The following is a 20,256-nucleotide window of genomic DNA, read 5'->3' on the forward strand; positions in this document are numbered from 1 at the left end:
TGCTCCCGAGGCTAGGAAGGGCAGGAAGGACGAGCTGGCGGATTTCGGACGGGGCGCTGCTCAGCGCAGCGCCTCCGCCTCGATCCCGAGCAGTTCGGACAGCGCGAGCTCACCGGCCGCCGTCACTTTCACGGCCCGCTCGGAGCCGATGCGCACGCACCAGCCCGTGTCCAGGGCGTGCCGGCACAGTGCCGCGCCCGCGACGCCCGCGAGGTGCGGGCGGCGCTCGGTCCAGTCGAGGCAGGCGCGGGCCAGTGGCCGCCGGCCACGCGGGTCGAGACCGATGCCCGCGGAGTCGAACCAGCGCACCCCCGCGTCCGTGAGGACGAATCCGGTGTCGTTCTCCTCGCGCGCCCGCCGCCGGGGCGCGCCGGCGGGCGTCGGGAGTCCGACCCCGCGCACTTGCCCGGAGTCGCGCTCACTCGTCGTGCGCAGCAGCCCGCGCGTGGTCAGCGCGTCGGTGAGCGCGATGCCGAGGCGGCCGGCGAGGTGGTCGTAGCAGGTGCGGCCGCGGGCCATCGCCGATCCGGCGCTCGACTCCCGCAGATTCCGCGGGCGCCGCGTGCCTTCCGGCGCGACCTGGGCCGCCAGGTCCTCCACAAGCTGCGCGACCCGTGCGTCGGCCAGTCGTACGTACCGGTGCCGCCCCTGCCGCTCCTCGGCGAGCAGCCCGCCCGCGACGAGCCTGCCCAGGTGTTCGCTCAGCGTCGACGCGGCGACACCCGCGTGCCGGGCCAGTTCACCGGCGGTCCACGCCCGCCCGTCGAGCAGTGCCAGCAGACACGCGGCGCGTGTCTCGTCGGCGATGAGCGCGGCCAGCCGGGCCAGCCCCGGTGCCCCGGCGTCCTTCTTCGTCATGCGTCCCAGCATGGGACACGGACACTTCGGCGCCCACCGAAGTGTCGTCACGCGGTCTGCCGTGCCTGCGCGTACTGCTGTACCAGCCCGTCCAGCAGCGCCGTCAGCCCGGTCTCGAAGGCCCGTTCGTCGATCTTCTCCTGCTGCTCGGCGAGGAGGTGCGCCTGCCCGAGGTGGGGGTGGTCGGCCGGGTCGTACGCGCTCTCGTCGTCCACGAACCCGCGGGCGAACGAGCCGAGCGCCGAACCCATGACGAAGTACCGCATCAGCGCCCCGATGGAGGTGGCCTGCGCGGGCGGCCAGCCCGCCTCGACCATCGCGCCGTAGACCGCGTCCGCGAGCCGCAGGCCGGCCGGACGGCGGCCGGGGCCGTGGGCGAGCACCGGGACGATGTTCGGGTGCTCGCGCAGGGCGGCGCGATAGGAGACGACCCAGTCGTGCAACGCGGTCCGCCAGTCCCGGCCGTCCTCGAACATCGACAGGTCGACCTGGGCGCTCACCGAGTCGGCGACCGCCTCCAGGATCTCGTCCTTCGTACGGAAGTGGTTGTACAGCGAGGGCCCGCTCACCCCCAGCTCGGCGGCCAGCCGGCGCGTGGAGAGGGCGGCCAGGCCCTCCGCGTCCACGAGCCTGCGCGCCGCCCCGACGATCCGGTCGGTACTGAGGAGGGGCTTGCGCGGTCGGGCCATGGCGCACATAGTAGGGCTGCCGCTGGAAACTAGCAGTGCTAATTCAAATGGTCGGCTTTCCATGTACGGCTTTCGCGGTCCGTCGCGCACCAGCCGGATCCGGAAGCTGGTCATCGGCCGTGCGCCGACCGGGGTTTCGGCGTTCTGAGTACCTCTCCGTACGTCCCTGAGTACCTCGGCGGATGTGGCACGGGCCGCGTCCGCCGAGGCTTGTCCCATGAGTGACACACCCGGCAAGCAGCAGAACACGGCAGCCTTCTACGGCCAGGCCGTAGCGTCCTTCTCCGTCGCCATGGCGGCCACCGCGATCGGCATCTTCAAGCTGAACGCCGACGCCTGGGTGCGGGCCTTCCTGGCCATCGCCGTCCTGTATCTGGTCACCTCGGCCTTCACGCTGTCCAAGGTGATCCGGGACCGGCAGGAGTCGGCCGCCAGGATGTACAGCCCCTTCGAAAAGCTCTGAGCGGGGACGCTAAGCGGTCGCTCACCTTCGGCGGTATGGTGTAGCTCCGGTACCGAGAGGGGCGAACGAGCGATGAGTGCGGCGGAGGACACGGCCGGCGGCGAGATCGAGCCGTGGGGCGAGGTCACCCCTGACGCGGCCCGGCGGCTGTTGGTGGCCGCCGTGGAGGCCTTCGCCGAGCGCGGCTATCACGCGACGACGACCCGCGACATCGCGGGCCGCGCCGGGATGAGTCCGGCCGCGCTCTACATCCACTACAAGACCAAGGAAGAGCTGCTCCACCGCATCAGCCGGATCGGCCACGAGAAGGCCGTCGAGATCCTGCGCACGGCGGCCCGGGGCGAGGGCAGCGCGACGGAGCGGCTCGCCGACGCGGTGAGCTCCTTCGTGCGCTGGCACGCCGGGGGGCGCACCACCGCGCGGGTCGTGCAGTACGAACTGGACTCGCTCGGTCCGGACGCCCGCGCCGAGATCCTCGCCCTGCGCCGGCAGGTGGACGCCGAGGTGCGCGGGATCATCGAGGACGGTGTGACCACGGGCGAGTTCGACGTGCCGGACGTGCCCGGGACCACCCTCGCCGTGCTCTCCCTCTGCGTCGACGTGGCCCGCTGGTTCAATGTCGACGGCCCCCGCACGCCCGACGAGGTCGGCGCGCTGTACGCCGACCTCGTGCTGCGGATGGTGGGGGCGAAGTGACCGCCCGCGGCGCTCAGACGTAGTACCGCGACACCGACTCGGCCACGCACACCGGCTTGTCGCCGCCCTCGCGCTCCACGGTGAAGGCGACGGAGACCTGGACGCCGCCGGGCACGTCGTCGACGCCGGTGATCGTCGCCGTGGCGCGCAGCCGCGAGCCGACGGGAACGGGGGCGGGGAAGCGGACCTTGTTCGTCCCGTAGTTGACGCCCATCTTCACGCCCTCGACGGAGATCAGCTGCGGCCCGAACAGCGGCAGCAGCGACAGGGTCAGATACCCGTGCGCGATGGTGGTCCCGAAGGGGCCCGCGGCCGCCTTCTCCGGGTCGACGTGAATCCACTGGTGGTCGCCGGTGGCCTCGGCGAAGAGGTCGATCCGCTTCTGGTCGACCTCCAGCCAGTCGGTGTACCCCAGCTGCTCGCCCACCGCAGCCTTCAGCTCGTCGGCTGACGTGAAGATCCTCGGCTCTGCCATGTCCCGGCCTCTCGCGTCATGTATGTTCGTGTTCATGTCTAAGCAACTGCTTAGCATGGTCGGGTCGGCGCCCCCTGTCAACGGACCGCGGGGGTGACGCGGTGGGTAGGCTCCGAGGAGTGCCCCAGATTCCCGAGAAGATCCACGAGCTCACGGTCGGCCAGCTCGCCGCCCGCAGCGGCGCCGCCGTCTCCGCCTTGCACTTCTACGAGTCCAAGGGTCTGATCAGCAGCCGCCGCACCGCCGGCAACCAACGCCGCTACACCCGTGACGCCCTGCGCCGCGTCGCCTTCGTCCGGGCCGCCCAGCGCGTCGGCATCCCGCTGGCCACGATCCGCGAGGCCCTCGCCGAACTCCCCGAGGAACGCACGCCCACCCGGGAGGACTGGGCCCGCCTCTCCGAGACCTGGCGGTCCGAACTGGACGAGCGCATCAAGCAGCTCAACCGCCTCCGCGACCATCTCACCGACTGCATCGGCTGCGGCTGCCTCTCCCTCGACTCCTGCGTCCTGTCCAACCCGGACGACGCCTTCGGCGAACGGAGGGCGGGCTCGCGCCTGATGGTGGAACCCCGGTCCCGGGAGGGAGTTCAGGGGCCGGAGGCCCGCTCCTGAGCCGACCCCCGAGACCCCGCTCACTCGTACTCCGTGCCCCCCTCGCGCGTCAGGTGCGCCGGGCTCACCGCCTTCGCGATCGCCCGCCCGCCGGTGACCGGGCTGTATCGCTCGACGGCCGTGCACTTCGGTGGTGACGCGTAGCCCCGACATGGGGACACCTCGATTCCTGGGGTCGCTCAGTGGGGTTTCATCGCCTTCCGGCCATCCGGACGGGAAAGGGGTGGGGCGACCGGATCAGCGGCTGGTAACGTCGTGATCTTCGGTCGGCCGAGACGCCGTACCCGGAGTCCTGACGGGAACAACTCCCATGTCCTCAGTCGCCCTTGACGCCGCCCTCGCGGACATCGACACCGTCTTCAACGGTTTTGCCAGCCCTGACGAGACCGGCTGCGGCTACTGTCACGCACCCGAGGAGACCGCGTATCTGCGCACGCCGTATGTGCGGGTGCCGGTGGACGTGGTGCGGTACTACCTCTTCGAGGTGCCCGACCACTTCGACGACCACGCGGCCGCGATGCGGCGCCTGCTGCCGCAGGCCGCACGGGCGATGGCCGACGGCACCCTGGGTGCGATCGGCTACGGAGCCCACGGGCTGACCCGAGTGGACTGGCGCTCGTGGCCGGCCGAGCAGACCGCCGCTGTCGAGGCGTTCCTGCACGCCTGGTGGCAGGACGCCCTCACGATGCCCGAGCCGCCCTACGGCATCGACGACGTCTTCGACACCTGTGCCACGATCGCCAGGACGGTGACCCCGTTCCTGGACGGCTGGGGCCGTAGCCCGGTCGCCGACGCCCATCTCGCCCACTGTGCCGACGTCTGGCTCTACGACCTGCTGTCCGACGCCTCCCCGTTCTCCTGGTGGTACGACGACAGCGTGGACGCCGGCGTCGCAGACCTGCGCACCTGGCTGGCCGGCCCCGGTGCCGCCAGGCTGCGCGCCCAGGGCGAGCCCGACCTGGCGATCCGCGCCGGACTCCTCGCCCTCCCTTACGACGAGCGCTGGAACCACCCGTACTGGGCCGACGCCTCCGCCACCAACTGAGCGTCGGACGAGGCCCGTCGGCCGTCCGGCAGGAGGACTCGGCCAACGCCTGTGGCGAGAGCGGGGTCATCGCACCGTCGGCTGCGCCTCGACGCCCGTTGAGACAGACCTGCACCGTGCCCTGATGGTGCCACCGGCGCGAAACAGGGGGGTGCGGCATCCCCGGCGCACCCCCGGCGTGCTCTCAGGCCGACATCAGCATCGCCCGCCCCCGCCTGGCGTACGCCAGGGCCTCGGGCGTGAGTACGGGCCGCGGTACGAGTATTCCGCAGTCCGCGCAGACCGGACCCGACGACGGTTCGTGGTCCAGGTCGTACTTCCAGAACAGGCGCTCCCCGGCGCACACCGGGCAGGTCGCGCCCGGTTCGCGTTCCAGCGCCGCGATCAGACGGCGCAGTACCTCGCCGAGCGGCGCACGGGGGTGGACCCGGGGGTTGTCGCACCAGGCGACGCCGAAACCGCCCCAGGTCAGCCGGTGCCAGTCGTCCACGGTGCCCGGCCTGCGCAGCCCGTCGTGCTTCTCCTTCTTGCGGCGCTCGGCGAACTCGACCTCATAGTCGAGCCATACCGCCCGCGCCTCCTCCAGCTCCTCCAACGCGGCCACGAGCCGCGCAGGATCGGGAGAGCGGTCCTCGGGACCGAACCCTGACCGGGAGCACAAATGGTCCCAGGTCGCCCTGTGCCCGTAAGGAGCGAACCGCTCGAGGCACTTGCGCAGCGAGTAGCGCCGCAGCGCCAGATCGCAGCGCGGGTCGCGCACCTGTCTCGCCAGACTCCGGAAACCGGCCATCGCCTTGCACCTCCGTCACACCTGCACCTGTACTTCGGTCACTTCGGCGTCGTCGTACGGACGTTGCCGAATAGACGTATCGACACGCGATTCGGCTCCATCCGATTTCCGATCGCCCCCATAAGCCGGAGTGACGACTCCAAAAAGTGACGCATGTTCATCTTCACTCCCGGGGATACCGGCGGTAACGTCCGTGCACCCCCGTCGCTAGGAGCTGCCATGCCTGGGCGCACCCCACGAACCACTCTCGACAGACTGAGAACTCCCGGCAGATTTCCCGGGTTCCTGAAGACGGCATCCATATGCGTCTTGATTGCCGGCCTTTTGTCCCCGCTTTCCCAAGCGGCGGTCGCCGCCGAGGTGACGGCGGCCAACGACTACTGCGGCGGGCAGTGCTCCGACATCCTGCCGCCGGGCGAGAACGGCAACGCCACGCTCGCCCAGATCCTCCTCAACCAGGCCTTCGGCACCCAGCCCTCCCATGCCGAGGACCAGTTGGGCCCCTACGCCAACCTGGCCAAGGGGTACTCCACGCTCACCACCGACAAGATCAACACGTTCTTCAACGACGCGTCGTTCGGGGTCCCGTCCGATCAAGTCGCCTCCACCGAGAGTCCCGCGGGCCGCAGCGACGTGTCGATCGTCCGCGACAAGAAGACGGGCGTGCCGCACATCACCGGTACCACTCGATACGGCACGGAGTTCGGCGCCGGTTATGCCGCGGCTGAGGACCGGCTGTGGCTCATGGACGTCTTCCGTCACGTGGGGCGCGGTCAGCTGACCACGTTCGCGGGCGGCGCGGCCGGCAACCAGGGTCTTGAGCAGGAGTTCTACCGCAACGCGCCCTACACCGAGGCCGACCTCCAGGCCCAGATCGACAACGCCGTCGCGGGCAACGGCACCCGCGGCCAGCAGGCACTGGCCGACGCCAACGCCTACCTCGCCGGCGTCAACGCCTACATCGACGCCTCCGACAGCGGCCGTTACTTCCCGGGCGAGTACGTCCTCACCGGCCACAAGGACTCCATCACCAACGCCGGCACCATCGACCACTTCAAGATCACCGACCTGGTGGCGCTGGCCTCCGTGATCGGCTCGCTGTTCGGCTCCGGTGGCGGCGGCGAGGTCAACAACGCCGTCTCCCTGCTCGCCGCCCAGGCCAAGTACGGCGTGGCGGAGGGCACCAGGGTCTGGGAGTCCTTCCGCGAGCGCAACGACACCGAGGCCGTCCTCACCGTCCACAACGGCGAGAGCTTCCCGTACGCCGTCAAGCCCGACGACCCGCAGGGCGAGGCGCTGCCCGACGCCGGTTCGGTGACCCGGGAACCGCTGGTCTACGACCGTACGGGCAGCGCGGCCACCGCCACGGCGGCCGCCGCCTCCAGCACCGCGGCGGCCACCACGCTGAGCTCCGCCAAGCGCGGGATGTCCAACGCCCTCGTGGTGAGCGGCAAGTCCACCGCGAGCGGCCACCCGATCGCCGTCTTCGGTCCGCAGACCGGCTACTTCGCCCCGCAGCTGCTCATGCTCCAGGAGATCCAGGGCCCGGGCATCAGCGCCCGCGGCGCCTCCTTCGCGGGGCTGAGCATGTACGTCGAACTGGGCCGCGGCCAGGACTACGCGTGGAGCGCCACGACCTCCGGCCAGGACATCATCGACACGTACGCCGTCGAACTGTGCCAGGACGACTACCACTACCTGTACCACGGCACCTGCACGGCCATGGAGAAGGTCGAGCAGAAGAACGCCTGGACCCCGACGACGGCCGACGGCACCGCGGCCGGCTCGTACACGATGCGGGTCTACCGCACGAAGTACGGGCCGGTGGAGTACCGGGCGACCGTCGGCGGCAAGAAGGTCGCCTACACCACCCTGCGCTCCTCCTACCTGCACGAGGCCGACTCGATCATCGGCTTCCAGATGCTCAACGACCCCGACTACGTCAAGAGCCCGGGGACCTTCCAGTCCGCGGTGCAGCACATCAACTTCACCTTCAACTGGTTCTACGCCGACTCCACGCACACCGCGTACTACAACAGCGGCGACAACCCGGTGCGCGCGAGCGGCGTCGACGCCGAGTTCCCGGTGTGGGCGCAGGCGGCGTACGAGTGGAAGAACTGGAACCCGGCGACCAACACCGCCGACTACACACCGGCGTCCGCCCACCCCAACTCCATCGACCAGGACTACTACATCTCCTGGAACAACAAGCAGGCCAAGGACTACGCGACCGCGTCCTGGGGCGACGGCTCGGTGCACCGGGGCAATCTGCTCGACGACCGGGTGAAGAAGCTGGTCGCGGCCGGCGGGGTGACCAGGACGGCCCTGGTGAAGGCGATGGCGGACGCGGCGCTCGCGGACCTGCGGGCCGAGGACGTGCTGCCGGACCTGCTGAAGGTCGTCAACAGCTCGACGGTGACCGACTCCACGGCCGCGGCGGCGGTCAGCAAGCTCCAGACCTGGGTGACGGCCGGCGCCAAGCGCACGGAGACGTCGGCGGGTTCGAAGACGTACGCCAACGCCGACGCGATCCGCATCCTGGACGCCTGGTGGCCGCTGCTGGTGAAGGCCGAGTTCGAACCCGGCCTCGGCAGCGACCTGTACACCGCCTTCACCGGCAACCTGGCGATCGACGAGAGCCCGTCGGCCGCCCACGGCCCGACCGGCGCGCACGCCGGAAGCTCCTTCCAGTACGGCTGGTGGAGCTATGTCGACAAGGACATCCGGGCGGTGCTCGGTGAGTCCGTGTCGGGGCCGCTCGCGCAGAAGTACTGCGGCGGCGGCAGCCTCAGCTCCTGCCGGGACACCCTCATCAGCACCCTGAAGCAGGCGGCCGGTCTGACCGCCGCCCAGGTCTACCCCGGCGACGACCTGTGCGCGGCGGGCAACCAGTGGTGCGCCGACTCGATCGTCCAGCGCACCCTCGGCGGCATCAAGCACGGCAACATCAGCTGGCAGAACCGGCCCACCTACCAGCAGGTGGTGGAGTTCACCTCACACCGGTAACGCCCGGACGGCGGCGGGCCGACTCAGCGGATGCGGCCCGCCGCCAGCACCACCTGTGCCAGTTCCCGGTGGATGATGTCGCTGTGGGCGCCGGTCGGCGGGCCTCCGCGCCTGACCACCGCCGCCGCGTCGACGTTGACGCATCCCGAGGCCGGCAGCGGTCCGCGCAGTGCGTCGGCGAGCTTCACCGCGCGCGTGCCCGGGACCGCCTGCACGCCGTCGTGGCCCATGGCTCCCCACTTGACGCCCAGCATCCGGCCTACGTCGAACCCCTCGGCCACGTCGAATCCCCCGGCCACCCCCTGCGCGTCGCCCGCCATGCGGGAGGCCAGCGGGTACAGCGTGCCGAGGGCCGAGTCATGGCTGGAGTGGCAGCACACCAGGGGCCCGTCGATGCGGTTCTGCTGACCCTGCAACACGCCTCCCGCGCGCGCGTCGTGCGGCAGCCGGGTGGCGAACGCGTAGTGGGAGAAGGCCCCTTGCAGCAGGGTCACGGACTTCACCGTGCGGACGCCCTCGGGCAGCCCGCGCAGGGCGAACGACACCAGCCGCCCGCCGAAACTGTGCCCCACCAGGTGCACCCGCACCTCCGGCGCCGCGCTCGCCAGCTGACCGATCACGCGCCCCAGCCCGCGCTCGCCCACCGTCCCGGCACGCCGCTTCATCGCGTAGTAGGTCCCCTGCCGCAGCAGTTCGTGCGCCCCGTCCCAGGGGTTGGGCACCGTGAACCGCGCCGCCGCGTCCGGGGATTCGACCCGGGCCAGCGCCTGCGCGAACTCCTCGCACATCGCCGCCGCGGACCCGGAGAACATCTCCGGCTCGTCCTGCGGCACGCCCTCCGCCAGCGTGTCCGCCGCGAACAGGGCCTGCGGCCCGGGCGGCACCACCTCCACCAGCAGCCGGACCAGCCGCCCGAACTCCTCCAGTTCGGCCTCCTCGCGCGACTGCTGCTCCAGCAGCCGGGCGAGCTGCTCGACGATGACCGCCCGGCCCGGGAAGGTCTCCAGCAGCGCGTGGCGCGTGTCCTTGTCGAGTGCCGGACGCCGGATGGTCGCGGCCGCCACCGACCGAGGGAAGTCCGGGATCGGCTCGTCGGAGAACCGCATCGACGGCCACACCACGCCCACGTAGCCGAGCCCGGCCGTCGGCGCGAGTTCGGGGAACGGGGCGAAGAAGCGGCTGTAGAGCCGGGTCGCCCCGGAGCGGTCGTTGTTCCAGCCGTGCGCGAAGACGACCAGGTCGCGCACGCCCCGCCGGGTCACCTCGGCCAGCAGCCGGTCCCGCTCCGGGCCGGCCACGTCGCCGTCCGCATCGAAGGTGAGCTCCCAGTAGGGCGTCACACTCATCGCCGGCTCCGCCATGACAGGCCCCTTCGTCCCCCGTGGTGGTGCGCCATGGGCGCATGGTCCTGCCAACGGGGGACTTTGGCCATACGTCACGGGTCATCCGTACAGCAGATACTCCGCGCGCACCCGCCGGAACGCCGCCAGTTCCTCCTGCCAGCCCGCCACGACCTCGTCGGTGCTCGCGCCCGCGTCGATCGCGGTGCGCACCCGTGCGGAGCCCGTGAGTTTGTCGATCCAGTTGTCGGAGCGCCAGGCGAAGCCGCTCCAGGCCTGCTTGGCGGTCACCAGGAGCGCGATCCCGGTGCGCACCGGGTCGTAGGCGTCGCGGTCGTGCACATGGATCTGCACGCCCCCGATGGTCTTCCCCTGGAACTTGGAGAACGTGGGCGCGAAGTACGCCTCCCTGAAGCGCACGCCCGGCAGCCCGAGCGCGTTCACCGCGGCGGCCCACTTCCCGTCGATCCCCTCCGCGCCCAGCAGCTCGAAGGGCCGGGTCGTGCCGCGCCCCTCCGAGAGGTTCGTCCCCTCGAAGAGGCAGGTGCCCGCGTAGGCCAGGGCGGTGTCCGGCGTCGGCATGTTCGGGCTCGGGGGCACCCAGGGCAGCCCGGAGGCGTCGAACCACTGCGACCGCTTCCATCCGGTCATCGGTACGGTGTCCAGCTCCACCGGCGCGGTCAGGAACTCCCCGTTGAACAGTCGCGCCAGCTCCGCGACCGTCATCCCGTGCGCCTGCGAGATCGGCTGCCGGCCGACGAACGTCGCGAACTCCTTGTGCAGGACCGGCCCCTGGGCCGCGCGCCCGGTCAGCGGGTTCGGCCGGTCCAGGACCACGAACCGCTTGCCCGCGAGCTGCGCGGCCTCCATGCAGTCGTACAGGGTCCAGATGTACGTGTAGAAGCGCGCGCCCGCGTCCTGGATGTCGAAGACGACGGTGTCGACGCCGGACGCGGTGAACACGTCGGCCAGCGCCTGACCGCTCTTGAGATACGTGTCGTAGACCGGCAGCCCCGTCGCCGGGTCGTCGTAGCGGCCCTCGGAGCCGCCCGCCTGCGCGGTGCCGCGGAAGCCGTGCTCGGGGCCGAAGACGGCTACCAGGTTCACCCGGTCGTCGGCATGCATGACGTCCACGATGTGGCGTACGTCCCGGGTGACGCCGGTCGGGTTGGTGACGATGCCGGTGCGCTCGCCGCTGAGCTGGGCGTAGCCGTTCGCGGCCAGGCGTTCGAACCCGGTGCGCAGGTGCATGTGGGACTCGGCCGTGGGTGAGGTGGGCGTGAGTGACACCGATGCGGCGGTTGCCGCGGTGGCCGCAGTTGCCGATGCGAGCAGACTTCGTCTGGACAGGCGCATAGGGCTCCTCCGTGAGTGGTGACGTTGCGGGCCGTTCATGGCTGGTCGCGTCGCGCGGCGGAGCCGCATGCCGATACGGCCCCACGCTCCTCAGGGTCCTCCAGAGACCCTTCCTTTGGCGCATACCGACCGGTTAGTCTGGCGCGGCAGAGCCGATTCGCGTCGTGTCGAAGGAGACCGATGGTGGAAGCCGTGCAGGATGCCGGAGTCGTCGTCACCGGAGCGGGAGGCGGGATCGGGGCCGCGCTGGCCCGTCGCTTCGCCGCCGAGGGCGCCCGGGTCGTCGTCAACGACCTGGACGCCGACAAGGCCAGGGCGGTCGCCGACGAGATCGGCGGTGTCGCGGTACCGGGCGACGCCTCCGCGATCATCGCCGACGCCCGGGACGCGCTCGGCGGCACCGTCGACGTCTACTGCGCCAACGCCGGGGTCGCCTCGGGCGGTTCCGAAGCGGCCGGGGAATCGGTCTGGGCGCTCGCCTGGAACGTCAACGTCATGGCCCACGTCCGTGCGGCCGAGGCGCTGCTTCCGGACTGGCTGGAGCGTGGCAGCGGCCGGTTCGTCTCCACCGTCTCCGCCGCCGGACTGCTCACCATGATCGGCGCCGCGCCCTACAGCGTCACCAAGCACGGCGCGTACGCCTTCGCCGAGTGGCTGTCGCTGACCTACCGCCACCGCGGGATCAAGGTCCATGCCATCTGTCCCCAGGGCGTCCGCACCGACATGCTGGCCGCCACCGGCAGCGCGGGCGACCTCGTCCTCCAGCCGACCGCGATCGAGCCCGGGGATGTCGCGGACGCCCTCTTCAAGGGCATCGAGGAGGACCGCTTCCTGATCCTGCCGCACCCCGAGGTCGCCGGGTATTACCAGGTAAGGGCAGCCGAGCCCGATCGCTGGCTGACCAACATGAACCACATCCAGCAGAAGTGGGAGGCCGGACAGTGACCGGCTCCCGCTACGCGGCCAAGCCCTGGGTGGCCCTCCTCAACGACGCCCAGCGCGCCCCCGTGACCCCCGCCGACTCCCTCGTGCACGCCCTGCGCCGGGCCGTCGCCGAGGCCCCCGACCGCACCTTCCTCGCCTACTTCGACGGCCGGCTGTCCTACCGCGAGGTCGACGAGCTCAGCGACTCCGTCGCCGGCCACCTGGCCGCCCGCGGTCTGCGGCAGGGCGACCGGGTGGCCGTCCTGCTGCAGAACTCCCCGCCCTTCGTGCTCGCCCTGCTCGGTGCCTGGAAGGCGGGCGCGACCGTCGTCCCGGTCAATCCCATGTACAAGTCGGGGGAGGTCGCGCACGTCCTGCGGGACGCCGAGGTGGCGGCGCTGATCTGCTCCGACCGCGCGTGGGAGTCGTACCTGCGCGACACCGCCGCCGACTCGCCGGTGCGGATCGTGCTCACCGGCTGCGAGTTGGACTTTCAGACTCGGGGCGACGCGCGCGTGCTGACCTTCGAGCGGCTGCCGCAGGCTCCGGACGCCGACGACCTCACGGCCGTCGCCCGGCAGGGCCACCCGGCGCCGGCCGACCGCGACCCCGGCCCTTCCGACATCGCGCTGATCAGCTACACCTCGGGCACCAGCGGCACCCCCAAGGGCGCCACCAACACGCACGGCAACATCATGTACAACGCCGAGCGGCAGCGGACCGGCCTGGCCCTGCCCGGGGCCCCCGTCTACTACGCGATGGCGCCCCTGTTCCACATCACCGGGATGGTCTGCCAGCTCGGCGCCTGCCTCGACAGCGCGGGCACGCTCGTCCTGACGTACCGCTTCGAGGCGGGCGTCGTCCTGGACGCGTTCGCCGAGCACCGGCCGCAGTACACCGTGGGCCCCTCGACGGCCTTCATGGCGCTGGCCGCCCACCCGGCCGTCTCCCCGGACCACTTCTCCTCCTTCGTGAACATCTCCTCCGGCGGCGCCCCCCTGCCGCCGGCCCTGGTGGAGAAGTTCCGGGCCGGCTTCGGGCCGTACATCCGCAACGGCTACGGGCTCACCGAGTGCACCGCGCCCTGCGCGTCCGTGCCGCCCGGCCTGGAGGCGCCCGTCGACCCTGTCTCCGGGACGCTGGCCGTCGGCCTGCCGGGCCCCGACACGGTCGTACGGATCGTCGACGACGAGGGCACGGAGGTGCCCTTCGGTGAGCAGGGCGAGATCGTCGTGCGCGGCCCGCAGGTCGTGCCGGGCTACTGGCGGCGCCCCGACGCCACCGCCGAGACCTTCCCCGACGGCGAGCTGCGCACCGGCGACATCGGCTTCATGGACCCCCAGGGCTGGCTGTACGTCGTCGACCGCAAGAAGGACATGATCAACGCGTCCGGTTTCAAGGTGTGGCCGCGCGAGGTCGAGGACGTCCTCTACACGCACCCGGCGGTGCGTGAGGCGGCCGTCGTCGGGGTGCCCGACGGGTATCGCGGGGAGACCGTCAAGGCCTATATCAGCCTTCGCCCGGGCGCCGAGACGGACCCGGACGACCTCGCCGCGTACTGCAAGGAGAGACTGGCTGCCTACAAGTACCCGCGGCAGGTGGAGGTCCTGCCCGAGTTGCCCAAGACGGCGAGTGGGAAGATCCTCCGTCGGGAACTGCGTTCCCGCACGCACGACAGTCAGTAGGTATGAGCCGGCAGGCAGCAGCCAGTAGGCGTCAAGGAAGGCAGGTGGCGGCAGTGCCCAGGACGACCGACGGGGACGGAGTTCCCGTTCCGCAGCGGCTCCTTGCCGCCGCCACCCGGCTCTTCGCCGAACAGGGCTACGACCGCACCTCGGTGCAGGAGATCGTGGAGGCGGCCGGCGTCACCAAGGGGGCGCTGTACCACTACTTCGGCTCCAAGGACGACCTCCTGCACGAGGTGTACGCGCGCGTGCTGCGCGTCCAGCAGGAGCGGCTCGACGCGTTGGCGGGCACCGACGAGCCGGTCGAGAAGCGGCTGCGGGCCGCGGCGGCCGACGTCGTCGTCACGACGATCGAGAACCTCGACGACGCGATGATCTTCTTCCGCTCGATGCACCACCTGAGCCCCGAGAAGAACAAGCAGGTGCGCGCCGAGCGCCGGCGCTACCACGAACGCTTCCGCGCGCTCATCGAGGAGGGCCAGCAGACCGGGGTGTTCTCCAAGGCGACCCCGGCCGACCTGGTGGTGGACTACCACTTCGGTTCCGTCCACCACCTGTCCACCTGGTACCGCCCCGACGGCCCGCTCGGCCCCCAGGAGGTCGCCGACCAGCTGGCCGACCTGCTGCTGCGGGCGCTGCGGCCGTAGCGGACGCGGCAGTCGCGGGAGCCCGCGGTCCGGGTGTCACGGGCCTGCTTCCCGGTGCGTCCGGGAGAACCTCCGGGGCGGGCCGGACGGCGTCCTCTGCACTCCCGGCCGCCGGCAGCGCGATGCTCGTCGGGACGGACCGGCGGAGGCGCCGCCGGCCGGAGCTTCGGGGGAGAGAAATATGCTTGCAGTGAACCGGCGTCTCGTAGGTCTCGCGCTGGGCGGCGCGCTCGCGCTCGGCGGTACGGCGGCCGTGCCGGCGGCGGCCGGGGGAGCGGTACAGGCGCCCGCGCGGGCCGCGTGCAGCATCCCGGTCACCAACAACCTCATCCACCAGCGGTGGAGCAACCTGGGCGGCGGCGACGGGTGGATGGGCTGCCCGACCGGTAACACCAAGGACGTCTACGTCAACAACGTCTACAAGGGCAAGCGCCAGTACTTCGACAACGGCAACATCACGACCTCGCGCGCGCAGGGGCCGGAGATGGTCGTCGCCGCGTGGGAGTACAACGGCTACGCGTACTTCAACTGGGGCACGACGGCCCCCTTCCACTACGACCTCTTCCAGATCCGCTACACCAGCGCCGCCGACCCGTACGGTCGGCTGGGCCAGGTCGGCGGCGGGACGTCCGGCCGGATCCGGGTGCAGAAGCAGACCACCGGCGACTACACGTTCCGCGTCCGGGGCTGCGACAAGAGCTACTTCGGCGGGCTGACGTGCCGGCAGGGCTGGACCCTCTCGGCGACCACGAACTGACCGTCACCTCGGGGGAACAGGGCCGGTGAGGGCGCACGACGCGCCCTCACCGGCCCTCACGCCGCTCAGCGGTACGTCTTCGGCGCCCGGTGCGTCCGCGGCCGCCGGCGCACCTCGTCCGGGCCGTCGGCGATCACCGGCGTGCGGACGACGCGTCCCTGGCAGTCGCCCCACAAGGAGTTCACCGTTCGGGTAACTCCCCTTCACCGTCCCGCCATTGGCCGCCCATACCTTTGCCCGCGCTGTGAACTGATCATGTCAAGGCGGGGGAGTGTGAACGGATGTCGAGTGGTGGCAGAAAGCACCCGAGAGCAGGCCATGGGGTGGTGCTCGGCCTAGGGGTCGCCCTGGTGGCGGGGCTGCTGCAGATGGGAGCGCTCCCTGCGGAGGCGGTCGCCCGTCCGCAGTCCGGCACGCCGGCGGTGAAGGCCTCGTCGGCCGAGGGGGACAGCGGCACGTCCGGCGCCGGCACCACCGCCGCGGCCTCCGAGGAAGAGGCGATCGCGGCAGCGAAACGATCCGGCAAGAACGTCGAGGTGGCCTCGCTGCGCGGCGAGAGCAGCGATGTGTACGCCACTCCCGAAGGCGACCTGGAAGCGCGGGAGTACCTGCGCCCGGTGCGGACCCGGATCAACGGCACGTGGCAGCCGATCGACACCGCGCTGGCCAAGGCCGACGGCGGCATGGTCGCGCCCAAGGCGGCCACTGTCGGGCTGGAGTTCTCCGGTGGCGGCGAAGGCCGTCCCCTGGTGCGCCTCGACCGAGCGGGCCGGACGCTCGAACTCTCCTGGCCCGGCGCCGTGCCCGCACCGCGGCTGGACGGCGACACCGCCGTCTACGCCGACATCCTGCCGGACGTGGACCTGCGGCTCGGGGCGCGGCCCGACGGCTTCACGCAGCTCCTCGTCGTGAAGACGGCCGAGGCCGCGCAGAGCAAGGAACTCGCCGAGCTGCGGCTGAAGCTGAACGCCGACGGGATGGCGGTGGCCGAGACCCCGAGCGGCGGCCTCCAGGCCGTCGACAAGGGCGCGGGCGGCGTCGTGTTCGAGGCGCCGACCCCGGTGATGTGGGACTCCAGCGCGAGCGACGCGAGCGCGCAGACCGCAGGTGCCACGGGTGCCACGCGTACCGCCGGTACGGTCGGGACCGCCGGCCCCGCGAACGCGACGACGACCGGCGCGCGGGCGGCATCGTACGTGACCACGGCCGTCGCCGACGCGGCCGCTCGTACGGTCACCGCCGCCGCGGACGAGTCCACCGCCCCGGCCACCGGCGACGACGAGCCGACCGCCGCCGAATCCGGTCGGGTCGAGCGCGTCGGCGTCGACGTCGCCGACGGCGGGGACGCACTCGTGCTCACCCCGGACAAGGAGCTGCTGACCGGCTCCGACACCGTCTACCCCGTCTACATCGACCCGCAGTGGTACTCGCCCAAGGCCACCTCCTGGACCATGGTGTCCCGGTACTGGGCGAGCTCTCCGCAGTGGAAGTTCAACGGCGACTCCGACGCGGGCCTCGGCTACTGCGGCTGGGACTACTGCGCCCCCTACGACGTGAAGCGGCTCTTCTACCAGATCCCGACCACGAAGTTCGCCGGCCGGACGATCCTGTCCGCCGAGTTCGTCGTCAGGGAGACCCACGCGGCCTCCTGCGAGAAGCGCGAGGTCCAGCTCTGGCGGACCAAGGGCATCTCCTCGTCCACGACCTGGAACAGCCAGGACAACTCCGACTTCTGGATCGACCGGCTCAAGACCCTCAGCTTCGCCTACGGCTACGACGGCTGCGCCGCCGCCGACGCCGAGTTCGACGTGAAGGACGCCGTCGCCACGGCCGCGGCCAAGAAGTGGTCGACCATCACCTTCGGGATGAAGGCCACCGACGAGGGCGACCGCTACACCTGGAAGCGGTTCTCGGACGACGCCTACCTGCGGGTGCGGTACAACCGCGCCCCGAACAAGATCACCCTCTCCCAGCTCACCATGAGCCCGGGCGGCCCCTGTGTGGCGTCCGACAAGATGGTGCGCATCCGTTCCACGGCGACGATCCGCGCGAACGACGTCACCGACCCCGACGGGGACGCGGTCTCCGTGCAGTTCCAGGCGTCCTGGGACGCGGGTGACGGCGCCGGCTGGAAGGCCCGCTGGACCTCGGCCAGGACCACCAGCAAGAAGAGCGGCTCCGACTTCTCACTGGTGCTGCCCAGCACCATCCCCAAGAACAAGCACGTGGAGTGGCACGTCCACTCCTACGACGGGGCCCAGTGGTCGGCCTGGAGCTACACCGGCTCCCACGGCTGCCACTTCATGTACGACACCAGCGTGCCCGTCGGGCCGGTGATCAGCTCCGCCCAGTACGGCGCGTCCGACCCCGAGGACCCGAACGACCCCTGGTGGGACGGCGTCGGCCGGTACGGCACCTTCTCCGTCGACACCACCTCCACCGACGTCACCAAGTACTGGTTCGGCGTCAACGCGGCGCCCAGCAGCGCCAACACCCTGACCACCACGGGCGGCGGCGTCAAGACGATCAAGTTCATGCCGACCAGGCCGGGCGTCAACTTCATCACCGCGCAGGCCTTCGACGCGGCCGGCAACGGCTCCGAGCCCACCACGTACACCTTCCGGGTGCGCTCCGGCCAGCCCGACCGGCTGTCCTGGCAGATGGACGAAGCCGCCGGCGCGAGCGAGGTCACCGGCTCGGGCGGCGAGTGGCCCGCCACGCTGTACGCGGGCGCCAAGCCCGGCAGCGAGGGAGTCTCCGGCCATGGCCTGGAGCTGGACGGCACCGACGACTACGCGGCCAGCGACTCCCCGGTCCTGAACACCGCCAAGAGCTTCTCGGTGTCGGTGTGGGCGAAACTGCCGAGCAACCCGACCGGCGCGCCCGTCGCCGTCGCCCAGGCGGGCTCCAACACCAGCGGCTACGAGATCTACTACTCCACCGTGCTCGGCGGCTGGGTGTTCCTGCGGCACACCACCGACGCGTCCGGCACCTCGGTGGCCCGGGCCGTCCAGCCCGCCTGCGCGAGCGGGGACACCGCCTGCCAGGCCTCCCGGGTCAACACCTGGACCCACCTGGTCGCCGCCTTCAACTACCCGAGCCAGCTGCTGAAGCTGTACGTCGACGGCCAGCTCGTCGCCACCGCCCCCTACACGACCACCCCCTGGGACGCGCGCGGCCGCACCTTCCTCGGCGCCGCCTCCCACTACGGGACCGTGGAGGGCTTCTTCCAGGGCTCCCTCGACGAGGCGCAGTTCTTCGACTACCAGTTGACCGACGCCCAGGTGACCCGGCTGCACGACCGTCTGCCGGTGACCAACGCCCGTCCGGCGAAGCTGGTCTTCCCGATGGACGAGGAGGCCGACGCCGTCGCGCTGACCGGCCGCGCCCAGGAGGCTCCCGCCCAGCTCAAGGGCGGCGCCGTCGCCGGGGCCACCGGCGTCAACGGTCACGCGGTCGAGTTCGACGGCGTCGACGACTACGCGACCACGGGCCGTCCGATCATGGACACCGCCCAGAGCTTCGCGGTGTCCACCTGGGTGAAGCTGCCCAAGGACAAGGAAGCCAAGGCGATGACGGCCATCGCCCAGGCCGGCACCGTCAACCCCGGCTTCGAGGTCTACCACTCCTCCGCGCTCGGCGGCTGGGTCTTCATCCGCGAGCAGAGCGACACCGCCGGCTCCACGGTGGTGCGCGCGACCCAGTCCGCGTGCCCCGCGAACACCAACTGCGCGGCCGCCCGCCTCGGCGAGTGGAACCACGTCGTCGCCGTCCAGGACGTCGACGCCGGCCAGCTGCGGCTGTACGTCAACGGTGTCCTGGCGGCCACGGCCGCCTTCACCACCCCCTGGCTCGCCGTCGGCCAGGTCACCCTGGGCGGCACCTACCGAGCGGACGGCACCCTGGGCAGCCCGCTCAAGGGCGCCATGGACGACGTACGCCTGTACGACCGGGCCATCTCCGACGACGAGGTGAAGCAGCTGTTCAAGCAGCGTCCCCTGGTCGGCGCCCGCTGGAAGTTCGAGTCGGCCACCGGCAGCCCGTCGGTCACCCCGGACGCCTCCGCGACGGGCGCGGGCATGACCCTCTACAACGGTGCCGCGACCGGTTCCGGCTGGGTGGACGGCGGCCTGACACTGGACGGTGTCGACGACTACGCGGCCACCGCGAGCGGCGCCACGACGGTCGACACCAGCGCCAGCTTCACGGTCAGCGGCTTCGTCCAGGCAGCGGCCCAGCCCACCGGGAACGTCACCCTGCTGAGTGCGCCCGGAACGACCAAGAGCGCGTTCGCGGTTCGCTATGTGCCCGGCTCCACGGACACCGACCCGGGACGCTGGCGCATCGAGACCGCCGACGCGGACAGTACCTCCGCCACCGCCACCCAGGTGGAGAACGGACAGTTCTTCAGCGTCCAGGACTGGACCCATCTCGCGGTCGTCTACGACGGATTCGCCAGGGACCTGCGGCTCTACGTCAACGGCGAACTGCAGGACGTGGCCTGTGCCGACACGGACGAGGACGGCGAACCGGACGTCGCGGGCTGCACGGACATCGACTCGTCCGGCGAGAACGTCGTGACGTTCAAGGCCGCGCAGAACCTCCAGCTCGGCCGCGCCAAGACCGGTACCAGCACCTGGGGCGAGTACTTCCCCGGCACCGTGTCGGATCTGTGGACCTTCCAGGGCGCGCTGACCGATGTGCAGATCAGCCACCTCGCCGTCGGCATGCCGGGCGTGGAGACCGCCGTACCCGGCAACGACTGATCCCGTCCGGCCACCATCCCCCGCGACGCCCGGGCCCGGTTCGAACGAGCCGGGCGTCGCGGGGACGACCCCGCTGTTCACAATCCCGCCGTGCCGCCGCGCTCGCGGCACCCGGTCAAGCGCACAGGGGACTACGAGGGATGAC

General features: G+C 71.2%; 16 protein-coding genes. 10 read left to right on the plus strand and 6 right to left on the minus strand.

Annotated features, from left to right (window positions below; genetic code table 11):
- Positions 1-60: 60 nt before the first annotated feature.
- Together ACFY16_RS21315 and ACFY16_RS21320 are read right to left on the minus strand one after the other, a co-directional pair.
- A complete protein-coding gene (locus ACFY16_RS21315; RefSeq protein ID WP_390648711.1) occupies positions 61-858 on the minus strand; it encodes an ArsR/SmtB family transcription factor in 798 nt (265 codons plus the stop codon).
- 47 nt (positions 859-905) lie between these two features.
- Positions 906-1,547, minus strand: coding sequence for a TetR/AcrR family transcriptional regulator (locus tag ACFY16_RS21320; protein WP_390648712.1), 642 nt, complete (start codon positions 1,545-1,547; stop codon positions 906-908).
- A 217-nt stretch (positions 1,548-1,764) separates the two neighbouring features.
- On the opposite strand from ACFY16_RS21320, the gene ACFY16_RS21325 reads away from it, so the two are divergent.
- Both ACFY16_RS21325 and ACFY16_RS21330 read left to right on the plus strand, forming a co-directional pair.
- A complete protein-coding gene (locus ACFY16_RS21325) occupies positions 1,765-2,010 on the plus strand; it encodes a YiaA/YiaB family inner membrane protein (RefSeq protein ID WP_390648713.1) in 246 nt (81 codons plus the stop codon).
- A gap of 72 nt (positions 2,011-2,082) precedes the next feature.
- Entirely contained in the window at positions 2,083-2,706 is a 624-nt protein-coding gene (locus tag ACFY16_RS21330; protein ID WP_390648714.1) for a TetR/AcrR family transcriptional regulator, read from the plus strand.
- Positions 2,707-2,719: 13 nt separating this feature from the next.
- Here the strand turns inward: ACFY16_RS21330 and ACFY16_RS21335 are convergent, their stop codons facing one another.
- On the minus strand, positions 2,720-3,181 hold the full coding sequence (locus tag ACFY16_RS21335) for a MaoC family dehydratase (protein WP_351144119.1): 462 nt from the start codon (positions 3,179-3,181) through the stop codon (positions 2,720-2,722).
- Between the two features lie 119 nt (positions 3,182-3,300).
- Here ACFY16_RS21335 and soxR point away from each other — a divergent pair, with 119 nt between their 5' ends.
- Both soxR and ACFY16_RS21345 read left to right on the plus strand, forming a co-directional pair.
- The gene (gene soxR, locus ACFY16_RS21340) at positions 3,301-3,795 is read left to right on the plus strand and encodes a redox-sensitive transcriptional activator SoxR (RefSeq protein WP_390648715.1); all 495 of its coding nucleotides are present in this window, start codon (positions 3,301-3,303) and stop codon (positions 3,793-3,795) included.
- Positions 3,796-4,105: 310 nt separating this feature from the next.
- Complete coding sequence (locus tag ACFY16_RS21345) at positions 4,106-4,840, plus strand: hypothetical protein (protein WP_390648716.1); 735 nt, start codon at positions 4,106-4,108, stop codon at positions 4,838-4,840.
- A 184-nt stretch (positions 4,841-5,024) separates the two neighbouring features.
- Here the strand turns inward: ACFY16_RS21345 and ACFY16_RS21350 are convergent, their stop codons facing one another.
- Complete coding sequence (locus ACFY16_RS21350; RefSeq protein ID WP_390648717.1) at positions 5,025-5,630, minus strand: hypothetical protein; 606 nt, start codon at positions 5,628-5,630, stop codon at positions 5,025-5,027.
- Positions 5,631-5,849: 219 nt separating this feature from the next.
- Here ACFY16_RS21350 and ACFY16_RS21355 point away from each other — a divergent pair, with 219 nt between their 5' ends.
- Positions 5,850-8,636: a penicillin acylase family protein gene (locus tag ACFY16_RS21355; protein WP_390648718.1), complete on the plus strand. Its 2,787-nt coding sequence runs from the start codon at positions 5,850-5,852 to the stop codon at positions 8,634-8,636.
- Positions 8,637-8,659: 23 nt separating this feature from the next.
- On the opposite strand, the gene ACFY16_RS21360 is transcribed toward ACFY16_RS21355, so the two are convergent.
- Together ACFY16_RS21360 and ACFY16_RS21365 are read right to left on the minus strand one after the other, a co-directional pair.
- Positions 8,660-9,997, minus strand: coding sequence for a serine-threonine protein kinase (locus ACFY16_RS21360; RefSeq protein WP_390648719.1), 1,338 nt, complete (start codon positions 9,995-9,997; stop codon positions 8,660-8,662).
- A gap of 81 nt (positions 9,998-10,078) precedes the next feature.
- Positions 10,079-11,332: an exo-beta-N-acetylmuramidase NamZ domain-containing protein gene (locus tag ACFY16_RS21365; RefSeq protein WP_390648720.1), complete on the minus strand. Its 1,254-nt coding sequence runs from the start codon at positions 11,330-11,332 to the stop codon at positions 10,079-10,081.
- Between the two features lie 180 nt (positions 11,333-11,512).
- Here ACFY16_RS21365 and ACFY16_RS21370 point away from each other — a divergent pair, with 180 nt between their 5' ends.
- The 5 genes from ACFY16_RS21370 (at position 11,513) to ACFY16_RS21390 (ending at position 20,111) form a co-directional block, all read left to right on the plus strand.
- Positions 11,513-12,277, plus strand: a complete 765-nt coding sequence (locus tag ACFY16_RS21370; protein ID WP_390648721.1) for an SDR family oxidoreductase — start codon at positions 11,513-11,515, stop codon at positions 12,275-12,277.
- Positions 12,274-13,941: a class I adenylate-forming enzyme family protein gene (locus ACFY16_RS21375; RefSeq protein WP_390648722.1), complete on the plus strand. Its 1,668-nt coding sequence runs from the start codon at positions 12,274-12,276 to the stop codon at positions 13,939-13,941. Before ACFY16_RS21370 ends, ACFY16_RS21375 begins: the two co-directional genes overlap by 4 nt.
- A gap of 53 nt (positions 13,942-13,994) precedes the next feature.
- Positions 13,995-14,588 (plus strand): TetR/AcrR family transcriptional regulator, encoded by a 594-nt coding sequence (locus tag ACFY16_RS21380; RefSeq protein WP_390648723.1) that lies wholly within the window; start codon positions 13,995-13,997, stop codon positions 14,586-14,588.
- 181 nt (positions 14,589-14,769) lie between these two features.
- Positions 14,770-15,345, plus strand: a complete 576-nt coding sequence (locus ACFY16_RS21385) for a hypothetical protein (RefSeq protein WP_390648724.1) — start codon at positions 14,770-14,772, stop codon at positions 15,343-15,345.
- Between the two features lie 323 nt (positions 15,346-15,668).
- The gene (locus ACFY16_RS21390) at positions 15,669-20,111 is read left to right on the plus strand and encodes a LamG-like jellyroll fold domain-containing protein (protein WP_390648725.1); all 4,443 of its coding nucleotides are present in this window, start codon (positions 15,669-15,671) and stop codon (positions 20,109-20,111) included.
- Positions 20,112-20,256 lie beyond the last annotated feature (145 nt).

The sequence above is a fragment of the Streptomyces sp. NPDC001315 genome, from assembly GCF_042896175.1.
In the GTDB taxonomy this organism is placed as follows: Bacteria; Actinomycetota; Actinomycetes; order Streptomycetales; family Streptomycetaceae; genus Streptomyces.

What these genes read in the sequence shown, in the direction of transcription:
- ACFY16_RS21370 (WP_390648721.1), top strand. Translation starts at nt 11,513, where the DNA reads ATGGTGGAAGCCGTGCAGGATGCCGGAGTCGTCGTCACCGGAGCGGGA.
- ACFY16_RS21320 (WP_390648712.1), bottom strand. Translation starts at nt 1,547, where the DNA reads ATGGCCCGACCGCGCAAGCCCCTCCTCAGTACCGACCGGATCGTCGGG.
- ACFY16_RS21355 (WP_390648718.1), top strand. Translation starts at nt 5,850, where the DNA reads ATGCCTGGGCGCACCCCACGAACCACTCTCGACAGACTGAGAACTCCC.
- ACFY16_RS21360 (WP_390648719.1), bottom strand. Translation starts at nt 9,997, where the DNA reads ATGGCGGAGCCGGCGATGAGTGTGACGCCCTACTGGGAGCTCACCTTC.
- ACFY16_RS21385 (WP_390648724.1), top strand. Translation starts at nt 14,770, where the DNA reads ATGCTTGCAGTGAACCGGCGTCTCGTAGGTCTCGCGCTGGGCGGCGCG.
- ACFY16_RS21350 (WP_390648717.1), bottom strand. Translation starts at nt 5,630, where the DNA reads ATGGCCGGTTTCCGGAGTCTGGCGAGACAGGTGCGCGACCCGCGCTGC.
- ACFY16_RS21330 (WP_390648714.1), top strand. Translation starts at nt 2,083, where the DNA reads ATGAGTGCGGCGGAGGACACGGCCGGCGGCGAGATCGAGCCGTGGGGC.
- ACFY16_RS21325 (WP_390648713.1), top strand. Translation starts at nt 1,765, where the DNA reads ATGAGTGACACACCCGGCAAGCAGCAGAACACGGCAGCCTTCTACGGC.
- ACFY16_RS21335 (WP_351144119.1), bottom strand. Translation starts at nt 3,181, where the DNA reads ATGGCAGAGCCGAGGATCTTCACGTCAGCCGACGAGCTGAAGGCTGCG.
- ACFY16_RS21315 (WP_390648711.1), bottom strand. Translation starts at nt 858, where the DNA reads ATGACGAAGAAGGACGCCGGGGCACCGGGGCTGGCCCGGCTGGCCGCG.
- ACFY16_RS21365 (WP_390648720.1), bottom strand. Translation starts at nt 11,332, where the DNA reads ATGCGCCTGTCCAGACGAAGTCTGCTCGCATCGGCAACTGCGGCCACC.
- ACFY16_RS21345 (WP_390648716.1), top strand. Translation starts at nt 4,106, where the DNA reads ATGTCCTCAGTCGCCCTTGACGCCGCCCTCGCGGACATCGACACCGTC.